Raw genomic sequence first — 12678 nt, 5'->3', positions numbered from 1 at the left:
ATTTTCTTACATAAATAAAACTAACAGAGATTTTACTAGAAATATTTTTATTTAAAACTAAAAATATTTATCTAAGATGGCGTAGATTTCTTTTTCGATAACATCTATAGACTGAGAAGCATCAATTTCATGTGCATTATCATTTTTTACTACCAAATTTCTGAAAACAGCTCTTGTTCTATCAAAGAATGCTAAACCTGCTTTCTCAATTCTATCAGGAGAGCCTACTTTACCTGCTCTAGCCAATCCAATAGCAGGATCAATATCTAAATATATTATTAAATCAGGCTGACAATCTTTTAAAAATGTCTCGTTAAGAACATTTAACTTATCAAAACCAAGCTCTCGTCCTCCTCCTTGATAAGCAATGCTAGACCAGTAGAACCTATCTGATACGACATTAACTCCCTTACTTAGAGCTGGAGCTATAAGATTTCTATAATGTTGTATTCTTCCAGCATAAATCATCAGTAGTTCACTATCCGGATGAATCTCTTCATCATAATCATTATGTAGAACTATACTTCTTAATTCTTCAGCCACTTTAGTACCACCTGGTTCACGTGTATATACTGCAACTAAAGATTTAGAGTCTAAATATTTCTTAATAAAACCAATGGCTGTACTTTTGCCAGCACCATCAAGACCTTCTATAACTATAAATTTTGACATATCTTATATAAACAATCCAACAATCACTGCTGATAGAAAGCTGACTAGAGTAGCTCCATACAACATTTTTAAACCAAAAGCTCCAACTATCTCTCCAGACTTTTTACTCAAAGAATATATTGTACCAACAACTATTCCGATCGAACTAAAGTTTGCAAAAGATACTAGAAATACAGAAATAACCGCCTGAGTATGTAATGATAAATTAGCCATATTATCTTTAACCATTAACATCGCTACAAACTCATTTGATACTAATTTCGTACCCATCACCTTTCCAGCAAATAAAAGCTCACTTGCAGGAATATGTAAAACCCATGCAAACGGATAAAACAAATAACCTAATAAGTTTTGGAATGAAATACCTAATGTACTTTCAAAAACTGAATTTAGTGTTGCTATTAAAGCCATAAAACCAATTAAAATTGCCGCGACTACAACGGCTATTTTAAAACCATCGAGAATGTATTCTCCTAATACTACAAAAAAAGCTCTTTTACTGTCCGTATCATAATCAACCTCTAACTCTTCATAACTAGATTCTTTTTTGTAATCATAAGGATTTATGATATGCAGTACAAAAAAAGTGCTTAGCATATTCATAATAATTGCTACACATACATATTTTGCATCTATCATAGTCATATATGATCCTAATATCGACAAAGATACTGTCGACATTGCCGTAGCTGCCATTGTATACAAAACATTTGGTGATAGATGCCCAATAATATTTTTATATGCTAAGAAATTCTCTGCTTGACCAAGTGATATTGAACTTACAGCATTAAATGATTCTAACTTACCCATGCCACTAACCTTAGATAATAAAAACCCTACACCCCTAATAACTAAAGGTAAAATCTTAAGATACTGTAATATCCCAATAAGCGCAGAGATAAAAACTATTGGCATCAAAACATTTAAGAATAAAACAAAACCATTGTTCTCATTAGTATCAATATTACCAAAAACAAATCTTACACCTACTTGAGATTTATCGATTAAAAAATCAAAAACATTGGCAAAACCATTCATAATGATAACACCAAAGCGCGTTTCTAACAAAATCACACACATCACTAGTTGTACAGTTATTATTATAAATAAAGAACGATACTTAATAGCTTTCCTATCTGAGCTACAAATAAAGGCTAATAAAAAAACAACTCCAACTCCAAGAACGAAGAATAAAATTCTTGAGATCACAACCTTACCTTTACACTATTAATCCAACTACACATGCTGATAAAAAACTCACCAGCACTGCTCCATAAAGAATTTTTAGGCTAAACTTCGAGACTTTAACTGATGCCTCTTTACTTAGTGCTTGAATCGCTCCTATGATTATCCCAATAGAACTAAAGTTTGCAAATGAGACTAGAAATACTGATATAACGGCTTTAGTATGCTCTGTAAACTGCTGTGACTGGGTACTCATCATCTGCATTGCTACAAATTCATTAGTTACCATTTTCGTACCCATAAGTTGCCCTGCAGCGTGCAACTCATTGCTATTAATATCAAGTATCCAAGCCATAGGATAAAACAAATAGCCTAATAAATCTTGAAAGCTTAGACCAAATAGACTGCTAAATATCGCATTCAACATCGCAATTAAAGCAATAAAACCAATAAGCATTGCTGAAACAATAACTGCAACCTTAAAACCATCTAATATGTACTCGGCAAGCATCTCAAAGAAGCCTTGCTTCTCTTCTTCAAACTCTTCATGTAATTTATCATAACTAAACTCTTCAGATGCTTCATAAGGATTAATAATGTTTAACACAAAGAAAGTCCCAAACATATTCATCACCAGCGCAACACATACATACTTAGGATCTAATAATGACATATAAGCACCAGCCACCGCTAAAGATACTGTAGACATTGCCGTTGCAGACATTGTATACAACACATTTGAAGGAAGATGACCAATAATTTTTTTATAGTTAATAAAGTTCTCTGACTGCCCAACTGCTAGTGAGCTAACAGCATTGAATGATTCTAATTTACCCATACCTGTAACTTTTGATAGAATCCAACCTATACCCTTAATGACAAGAGGTAGTATTTTGAAGTATTGTAAAATACCAATCAGTGAAGATACTAGAACAATAGGCATTCCCACATTGAAAAAGAAGATAAAGCCATTTTTAGACATATCAGTAAGATCACCAAAAATAAATGCTGACCCTTCATGAGCATAATTAAGTAAATTCTCAAAACCATCAGCAATAAAACCGACTACTTTTATACCTATCTGAGACTCGAGCATAAAAAAACCAAGAGCTATTTGTACGACCAAAATAACCACAAGATTTTTATATCTAATTTTTTTCCTATCGCTACTCCATATATATGCCAATATAAAAACAACGATAATACCCAATATAAAAAACAATATCCTAGTAGCCACTACCAATTTCTCCATTTAAAAGATTATCGAGCAAACCACTAACTCCGAATCTAAAAGTATCTGCTACTACATAATTCTTAGACATAATCTCTTCTGCTAGTTTAATATATCCTATAGCCTGAGCTTCATCTCTAATACCACCAGAAGCTTTAAAACCAACCTCATACCCAGAGTTTTTTATCGTCTCTAAAATCACTTTAGCTGCTTCTAGGCTTGCACCTTTTGGAGTTTTACCAGTAGATGTTTTGACAAAATCAGCTCCATTTACTATCGCATCATGGCTTGCCTTACTAATTAAACTATCTTCAATCAACTCGCCAGATTCAATTATGACTTTCAAAACACGATCTTGACATACATTTTTGACTTTCTCGATCATATCACATGATTTTTGTGAATGGCCTTTTTGGATATACTCATTATAGTCAATTACTAAATCAATCTCATCTGCTCCTAATGATATCGCTTCTTTAGCTTCTAAGACAACATCTTCAACTGAGCCACTCCCCTTAGGGAAATTAATTACAGTTGCAACTTTGAAATCACTACCTAAAGTTTTTTTGACTACAGGGACAAATTGTTTGTAAACACATATTGCAGCAACTTCGCCTAAAGAGTTTTTAGCTTTTGTGCATAGCTTGACAATATCAGTATCAGTATCACTCTCACCTAACTGAGTCAAATCCATTAATGATATTATTTTTTGTTTAGTTGTCATTATTAGCTCCAAATATTGACTTACCATACTTTAGAGGCTCAACACCCATATAATCAGCAATTGTTTGACCAATATCAGAGAATGTATCTCTTGCACCGATAAACTCTGCTTCGATATTTTTACCCCATAATAAAAACGGCACACATTCTCTTGTATGATCTGAACCTGGCGCGGTTGGATCACAACCATGATCTGCTGCCAGTATAACAATAGTATCTTCATCTAACTTAGCATCTAAATCTGTAATTCTTGAATCCAAATACTCTAATGCCTTACCATATCCTTTAGGATCTCTACGATGACCGTAGCTTGAATCTAAGTCAACAAAGTTTGTAAACACTAATGTATTTTCTTTTGCTGATTCATACTCTCTAATCGTATTATCGAATAACTCTTCTAACCCAGTTGCTTTTACTTTCTTAGATATACCTTGATTAGCATAAATATCAGCAATTTTACCTATTGAAACAACTTTACCACCTTGATTAGTTAACTTATCAAGTAATGTTGGTGCCGGTGGCAATATTGAAAAGTCTTTACGACTGCCTGTACGAGTATATTCATCGGCAGACTCCCCAATAAATGGACGAGCAATAACTCTACCAACTTTCATCCCCATCTCATCAAGAATTTCTCTAGCTATTTTGCAGATATTCAATAATTTATCTAAACCATAATAATCTTCATGAGCAGCAACCTGAAAAACGCTATCCGCAGATGTATATACAATAGGCTTCTTAGTAACACAACTCTCGCAACCATGCTCTTTTAGAACTTCTGTTCCTGATGCATGTCCAGCATCTATAAAACCATCTGTAAGCCCAGCTCTTTCAACCCATTTATCAATAAACTCTTTGTCAAAATAACCCTGATCGCCTTTATTTGTAAAATAATACCAATCAAACATAACCGGCACGCCAGCTAGCTCCCAGTGACCACTTGGTGTATCCTTACCTTTACTAACCTCAGCACAATAGCCATACTTGGCATTTTCAATAATATCTATATTACCAACTTGTTGACTGAATTCTTTACATCTATTGTATTCAGCAGCTTTCAACAAACCTTTTTTTGCTAAATTTGGTAACTTGATACTCATACCATTATTAGTAAAGTAATCAATAATGTGGCCTAAAGTATCCGATCCCTCATCGCCAAAATCAGCAGCATCAGGTGCTTGCCCTATACCAAATGAATCAAATAATAAAATGACCGTTTTTTTATTCTTTAACATATCACTAAACACCTTTTTTGTTATTCTCTAGGAATGCAATTCTAATCCCTCGCAGAATTAAATCTGGGGATATCTCATCAAAAATTCCTTCATCTTTAAACAATCCTGCAAATCCTCCTGTTGCTATAGTATAAACAGGAGCTCCGAATTCTTTTAAACTTCTAGTTTTAAGCTCTCTTAAAGCTCCTAAATGACCGTAATACAAGCCTGAACGAATATTAGTTTTCGTATCATAACCTATAGCAACTTCTGGTTTGACAATAGTTATTGACGATAACTGTGAAGCTCCTTGACACAAAGCATTTAAAGAAAGTTTAACTCCCGGCATAATTGAGCCACTCAGATATTTCTTATCTTTAGTCACCAGATCAAATGTTGTAGCCGTACCTAAGTCAATGATTAGTAAGTTTTTATTCGGATAATCTGCTATAGCTCCGATACAACTAGCTATTCTATCAGCTCCGACCTGATGAGCCTCAACAGCTGTCATATCAAGATCAGTTGTTTCCATACTAATAAAAAATGGCTTCATACCAAAATATTTTATAACAGCAGAGCCTAAAGAATAATTCAAATGAGGAACTACTGAAGATATCGCACATCCTTTGATCTTACTTAAATCAACTGCGTTCTCTCTTAATGCTTGTCTAAGAAATACACCAATCTGATCTGACGTTGAATCTACTGATGAAGTTGCATATCTAATCTGAGAAATTATATTCTCACCCTCAAAAACACCAATGTGTATGTGAGAATTTCCCACATCCATTACTAGCAACATAAAACATCCTATAGTTAACTATTACCTAATGTGCTTGATCCCAACTCTCACCAGAATCGACATTTACCTCTAGAGGAACATCTAATTTTACAGATGTCTCCATTATACTTTTTATTTTTGTAGTTATTTCATTAAGCTTGGCTTTTCTAACTTCAAACACCAACTCATCATGAACTTGCATAACCATTTTTATATCATCATTATACTCTTGCGAAATCATTGTGTTAACATCTATCATAGCTTTTTTGATGATATCTGCAGCCGTACCTTGCATTGGAGCATTAATCGCTGCTCTTTCAGCAGCATTTCTTTGGATTACATTTTTAGAGCTAATATCTGGCAAGTATAATCTTCTTCCTAAGATGGTTTCAACATAACCATTTTGCTTTGCAAATTCTTTGGCTGTTGTCATGTACTCTTTTACACTTGGATAGCGATTAAAATAAACATCAATATATTCCTGAGCTTCTCCACGTGGTATTTCTAATTGTTTAGCTAACCCAAAAGCACTCATACCATAAATAAGTCCAAAGTTTATTGCTTTAGCTCTTCTTCTTTGCTCACTGGTAACCATATCAAGACTTATACCTAAAACCTCAGCCGCAGTAGCACTATGAATATCTAAACCTTGATTAAAAGCTTTTAAAAGATTTTTATCCTTTGACAAATGCGCCATAATTCTCAATTCAATCTGAGAGTAATCTGCAGCAACTACACAAAATTCTTGTTCTGCGATAAATGCTTGTCTTATCTTACGCCCTTCGGGACTTTTAATAGGAATATTTTGTAAATTTGGATCTGATGAAGACAATCTACCGGTTACAGTTCCTGTTTGATTGTACGAAGTATGAACTCGGCCATTCACATCAAGCATTTTTGGTAATTTATCTGTATAAGTATTTTTTAGCTTTGATAAATGGCGATACTTCATTATTAGGGCTGCTATTTCATACTCTTCTGCTAGCTGAACTAGAACTTCTTCAGATGTTGAAGCCTGACCTTTAGCTGTCTTTTTAACAGGCGGAAGACCCATTTTTTCAAACAAAATCTCTCTTAACTGCACTGGGGAAGATAAATTGAATTCTTGACCAGCAAGATCATAACACTTAATCTCAAGCTCTTTGATAGAGTCTTCAAGATTAGCACTCTGCTCTATAAGTTTATCAGCATCTATCTTAACACCAATTTTTTCCATATTATTAAGAATAATAGTCAATGGCATTTCAACTTTAGAATATAGACTATATAAGACTTCATCATCTTTTAGCATTTTCAAGAAATGATTATAAAGTCTAAATGTAATATCAGCATCTTCAGCAGCATATTTGGCTACTTTTTCTATATCTATTTGATCTAATGTCAACTGATTGCGACCAGTTCCAGCTAATGCCGTATATGCGATTGGCTCAATACCTAAATGCTCTTTTGATAAGCTATCCATATCATGTTTACCACTACTTTTTAGCACATATGCCATAATCATAGTATCATTAACTTGATTGACTATCTCAACTCCATATTTTGACAAAACTTTTTCATCAAATTTAAAATTGTGTGCAACTTTAGACTTTTGAGAATCTACGAAAATAGCTTTTAAACTATCTAAAACAATCTCTAGTTCTAATTGCTGTGGAACTCCAAGGTATCTATGCTGCAAAGGAATATAATAAGCTCGACCCTCTTTTGCACAAAATGATAAACCAACAAGATTAGCTTCATAAGTATTCAGTGAATCTGTCTCTGTATCAAATGCAAAACTACTGCTATTTTCTAACTCTCTGACTAAATCATTAAGCTGTTCTAGTGTTGTAACTATCTTATAGTCAATTTCTATATTATCAGATTGCGGTTTTGTTAATTTTACTGAAGATTGAATACTTAAATCTTTAAGTAAAGATTTAAATTCATAACGCGTAAATACCTCATATAGATACTCTTTATTTGCATTTTTGCACTTTAAATCTTCTATAGATAGATTAAGTTCCACATCACACTTTATAGTCGCTAGTTCATAAGATAATTTAAGTAATTCAATATTATTGCGTAAGTTTTCACCTACCTTTCCTGTTATTTTATCCTGATTAGCAATTATACCTCCAATGTCTTGATACTCTTGTAACCACTTAATTGCAGTCTTAGGTCCAACCTTAGGTATCCCTGGGATATTATCTGAAGAGTCTCCCATCAAGGCTAAATAATCTATAATTTGATCTGGTCTAATTTGATATTTTTCCAATACCCCTGCGATATCAGTGGTTACGTTTTTCATAGAATCATAAAGAACCACATTATCCGTAACTAACTGCGCCATATCTTTATCGCCAGTAGATATAATGACATCATAACCTTGCTTCTCAAGATCTCTTGCCAATGTTCCTATTACATCATCTGCTTCAACACCATCTTTTATTATCAATGGAAAGCCCATATTCTCAATAATTTGATGTAACGGCTGTATTTGCACCCTTAGCTCATCATCCATTGCTTTACGATTTGCTTTATATTCAGGATACATTTCATGACGAAAATTCTTACCTTTAGGATCAAAGACTACTGCAACATACTCGGTATCATACATAGCTGACAATTTCTTAAGCATGTTAATCACACCTATAATAGCCCCTGTTGGCTCGCCTTGACTATTAGTAAGGTTTGGTAAGGCATGATACGCCCTAAAAAGATATGATGACCCATCAACTAAAACAATTTTTTTCATAGATTTTGTAGCTACTTTCTTTATCAGGTTAATAGTAATATATATGCTTTGGTATATCAAACTGATTCACACTCTAGATTCCTATTCTAGTGGCAAATTTTCAATTTAATCAATGGTCAACAAAGCTCTAAGGCTATATCAAGATACCACCAATTACTCTTGGCAAAATCTTTACATTTAATCGCATCCTTATAAGTCATAATAACTATCTGTTCAGGATCAAAATGTTCAAAATCCTTAGCTGTATATTTATGATGATCTCTGAAGATATGCTCATGATAGATATTCACCCCAAGCTCATCCAACGAACTAAAAAACTTATCAGGGTTACCAATACCTGCAACAGCATCTATTGATTTACCATAGAAACTATCTATGGGTATGTTTTGTTTTGTTACAAGATTTACAAATTTTGTCGCCTTGATTTTAACTTTGACAATATTAGAGTTATACTCTAGCAACTCACCATAGTTTTGGTCATCGAGATTACCTATAGCAATTATCTGATCTACAGATTTTAATCTGTCGACTGGCTCACGTAGAGGTCCAGCTGGCAAACACCTCTGATTGCCAAACATCCTCGTTGAATCTACTACTACAACCTCTTTAGTTCTAGCTAGTTTATAATGCTGCAGACCATCATCGGATATAATAACATCGGTATCAGGATAATTCTTTTCAATATATTTAACAGAATCAACCCTGTGTGGAGATATTACTATTGGTACTTTACCACCTAATGCATCAAATAACATCGCAGGCTCATCACCACATACGCTTGCAGGCGTCTTTGAATCTACCTCAAAAGGATATTTTTCTGCCGTTGCACCATAGCCACGACTGATTATAACGGGGTTCTTACCTTGCTCTAAGTACTGATTAGCAAACATCCTCACTACCGGTGTTTTACCTGTTCCACCAACGGAAATATTACCCACTATAATTACAGGAATTTTTGACTCATATTGATTATTCTGCAGCTTGATTTTACGATTATGAGCAATTTTTGAGAAAATAAAAGCGATAGGACTTAAAATATAACTGAGCACCCCTGGTTGAGGTTTATACCAAATATTATCTATCATTAGTGTTACTGAAGTCCTGATTGATATAGCCTAGTATAAAGTCCACCTTTCGCTAGAAGCTCTTCATGCTTACCACTTTCAACTATTTTGCCATCATCCATTACTACAATCTTATCAGCATTCTCTACAGTGCTTAATCTATGTGCAATAACTATAGTGGTACAAGATTTAGTCAAGCTTTCTAATGCTTGTTGAACTACTCTTTCCGACTCATTATCAAGCGCACTTGTTGCCTCATCAAATATTAGTACTGGAGCACTTTTCAACAGAGCTCTAGCAATTGATAATCTCTGACGTTGACCACCTGACAGCTTAGAACCATTATTACCAATATTAGTATGAATGCCATCCGAAAGATCTTGAACAAACTCATAAGCGTTAGCTCTTTTAAGAGCGTCTATAACCTCGTCTTCAGAAACATCTCTTGAAAGTCCAAATGCTATATTGTTAAATACAGTATCATCAAATAAGTGAACATTTTGTGAAACCATCGATAGATGCGATCTTAAGTTTTCTAAAGTCAAATCTCTTATATCAACATTATCTAATAATATTTGACCTTTTTGCTGGGTATAAAATCTTGAGATAATGCTAGTAAGCGTTGTCTTACCACTTCCTGACTTACCAACAAAAGCTACTGTTTCTCCAGCCTCAATCTCTGTACTTACTCCATTAAGAACCTTATGATCTCCAAATGCAAAACTAACATCTTTAATCGTTACTTTACCACGGACTTTTTCAAGCTCTTTCTTACCTGTTTCTTTCTCTGCTGGGTAGTCTAAGATATAGAATATATCTTCTGTAGCGGCCACTGCTTTTTGAATAACCACATTAACCTTAGTAAGATTCTTAATTGGTTTTAGAATAGCAGCCGCTGCTGCAAAGAATGATGCAAAAGAGCCTGCTGTTAACCAAGATGATCCACCACCTTCATTAGTCCCAAAGATTGCTATTGTGAACAATGAAAAAGCAAGAACCAGTGAGGCAATAATCTGTATAACAGGCGATGTAAGAGCATCTAGTGCAATTGTTCTAATCTGCTGAGAATAAGTATAATCAAGATTTTTAAAAAACTTATTTTGTTGCTTCTGTTGCGCACCAAAGATTCTAATCTCTTTATAGTTTCTTATCGTTTCCTCTGCAGTGTGAGTTACGTTACCCATTGATGATTGAGTATTTCTACTCAAAGATCTAAACCTCTTATTTATTATAGAAATAAACAAGCCCAGAAATGGCCCTATAATTATCAAGAATAATGATAATTGCCAACTTGAAACCACCATCACTATTATCAAGCCTATAACAAAAGTACCATCTTGAACAACTGTGATAATAGCTGTTGATGTAGCTTCAGTAACTTGATCAACATTATATAGAAGTCTTGAGATAATCTGACCTGAAGAGTGTTTATCAAAGAAACTAGCAGGTAGATTCATAAATCTTTTGTAGATGTCTTTTCTAAACTTATAAACTACTTTTTGCCCTAAGGATCCTATAAAGTATTGTGACAAAAATGACCCTACTGATCTCAAAGTCAAAAGCCCTACCATACCAACACCCATAAGCATAAGTATACTAGCACTTTGTTTAGTAATATCCCCTCCTGGCCCAAAACCATAATTTAATATTGGATTGATAAGATATATCATTGAAGCATCAGCAGCTGAAAAAAATATACTTCCTATTGCCGCAATAACTAGAAAATACCATAAGTTCTTAACTTGAAGTAGCAGCCTTTTATAAAGAGTACCCACTCTTTCTTTATTTGTCATTTCACCACTTAAATTACCCGAACCTTGAGATTTAAGATCAATTTTGTCAATCATATTTGCCATAGAATATAAAAAGCTATTAAAAAACCAACGCGAATAACAAATAATTATACACTTTTTTCTGTTAACATAAAGCAATCAAAAAAGATGTTTATCAAGCTATGGAATTTTATCTAGTAGGTGGAGCTGTTAGAGACATACTACTTGGCACAACGCCAAAAGACAGAGATTGGGTAGTAGTCGGTGCCACAGAAAGCCAAATGATCAAAGCTGGCTTCACAAAAATACCATCTAGTTTTCCGGTCTTCCTACACCCAAAAACCAAAGAAGAATATGCCTTAGCTAGATCAGAAAAAAAAATAGCCAAAGGTTATCATGGTTTTGAAGTTGATTTTTCAAGCGATATCACCTTAGAAGAGGATTTAAAACGTAGAGACTTGACCATCAACTCTATGGCAATAGATAAAAACAATAACATAATCGACCCCTTTAACGGTCAAGATGACATTAAAAATAGAATACTTCGACACACATCAGAAGCCTTTATTGAAGATCCTTTACGTGTAGTTAGATTAGCCCGCTTCAAAGTCCAACTTAGTGCTTTTAGTTTTTCAATTGCTGATGAAACAATAAACATAATCAAATCCATTATTAAATCAGGAGAACTAAACTACCTAACCAAGGAGCGCGTGCATATAGAGTTTATCAAAGCACTTAGAAATCCAAAAATTTTTTTTGAGACATTAGATGAGCTTGACTCATTACAAATAATATTCCCAAATATTAAAAAATCTTTAATTGCAATCCCAAATAAGAATTTCTTTAGAAATAAAACATACCTAAATTCATCAAATGAAGAAAAAATATGCCTATGTTTGTTAAACCTAGAAGATGATACAATAAACAACTTAAAACTAGAGTTATTACTAACAAATAAGCAAATCAAACTTCTAATTGCCGCAATAACTATAAGAAAAATTCTTGAATCCAGAAGCATCAATGCAGAAAGTGCTCTTAAAATAATAAAAAGAGCAAATCTCTTAAGAGATAAAAAGCTACAACAAAACGCTTTAAACATTTTTGAAAAATATTCAGAAATAGATAATTCAAGATTCTCTCACTCAACCATCAAACAATTTAAAAGTACTCTGAATATTATAAATACAATAAATATCAAGACATTAATAACGACAGTACCAAAAGAAAATCTAGCAAACACCATTGAGACCCTTTATATGGATATTATAAAAAAGCAATTAAATCTATGATACAATTACA

The 12678-nt window shown here is 33.6% G+C and carries 10 protein-coding genes; 1 reads left to right on the top strand and 9 read right to left on the bottom strand.

Going from position 1 to position 12678, the window contains the following annotated elements:
- Positions 1–57: 57 nt before the first annotated feature.
- The 9 genes from tmk to msbA form a co-directional block, all read right to left on the bottom strand.
- Positions 58–672 (bottom strand): dTMP kinase, encoded by a 615-nt coding sequence (gene tmk, locus ACKTR7_RS03225; RefSeq protein WP_407876991.1) that lies wholly within the window; start codon positions 670–672, stop codon positions 58–60.
- 3 nt (positions 673–675) lie between these two features.
- Positions 676–1881: a NupC/NupG family nucleoside CNT transporter gene (locus ACKTR7_RS03220; RefSeq protein WP_407876990.1), complete on the bottom strand. Its 1206-nt coding sequence runs from the start codon at positions 1879–1881 to the stop codon at positions 676–678.
- Between the two features lie 10 nt (positions 1882–1891).
- The gene (locus ACKTR7_RS03215; RefSeq protein WP_369850695.1) at positions 1892–3094 is read right to left on the bottom strand and encodes a NupC/NupG family nucleoside CNT transporter; all 1203 of its coding nucleotides are present in this window, start codon (positions 3092–3094) and stop codon (positions 1892–1894) included.
- Positions 3084–3839 (bottom strand): deoxyribose-phosphate aldolase, encoded by a 756-nt coding sequence (gene deoC, locus ACKTR7_RS03210; RefSeq protein ID WP_407876989.1) that lies wholly within the window; start codon positions 3837–3839, stop codon positions 3084–3086. Before deoC ends, ACKTR7_RS03215 begins: the two co-directional genes overlap by 11 nt.
- On the bottom strand, positions 3802–5046 hold the full coding sequence (locus tag ACKTR7_RS03205) for a phosphopentomutase (protein ID WP_407876988.1): 1245 nt from the start codon (positions 5044–5046) through the stop codon (positions 3802–3804). Before ACKTR7_RS03205 ends, deoC begins: the two co-directional genes overlap by 38 nt.
- A gap of 4 nt (positions 5047–5050) precedes the next feature.
- Complete coding sequence (locus ACKTR7_RS03200) at positions 5051–5827, bottom strand: type III pantothenate kinase (protein WP_407876987.1); 777 nt, start codon at positions 5825–5827, stop codon at positions 5051–5053.
- Positions 5828–5852: 25 nt separating this feature from the next.
- Positions 5853–8543, bottom strand: a complete 2691-nt coding sequence (gene polA / locus ACKTR7_RS03195) for a DNA polymerase I (RefSeq protein WP_407876986.1) — start codon at positions 8541–8543, stop codon at positions 5853–5855.
- 116 nt (positions 8544–8659) lie between these two features.
- On the bottom strand, positions 8660–9628 hold the full coding sequence (lpxK, locus tag ACKTR7_RS03190; RefSeq protein WP_407876985.1) for a tetraacyldisaccharide 4'-kinase: 969 nt from the start codon (positions 9626–9628) through the stop codon (positions 8660–8662).
- Between the two features lie 5 nt (positions 9629–9633).
- On the bottom strand, positions 9634–11463 hold the full coding sequence (gene msbA / locus ACKTR7_RS03185) for a lipid A export permease/ATP-binding protein MsbA (protein ID WP_407876984.1): 1830 nt from the start codon (positions 11461–11463) through the stop codon (positions 9634–9636).
- Positions 11464–11561: 98 nt separating this feature from the next.
- Between msbA and ACKTR7_RS03180 the strand changes: the two genes are divergently transcribed.
- Entirely contained in the window at positions 11562–12668 is a 1107-nt protein-coding gene (locus tag ACKTR7_RS03180; RefSeq protein WP_407876983.1) for a CCA tRNA nucleotidyltransferase, read from the top strand.
- The last annotated feature ends 10 nt before the right edge of the window (positions 12669–12678 follow it).

This window comes from Francisella sciaenopsi, from assembly GCF_045862875.1.
In the GTDB taxonomy this organism is placed as follows: Bacteria; Pseudomonadota; Gammaproteobacteria; order Francisellales; family Francisellaceae; genus Francisella; species Francisella sciaenopsi.
The sequence above is the reverse complement of the archived record's forward strand: the minus strand, read 5'-3'. Positions and strand labels throughout refer to the sequence as shown.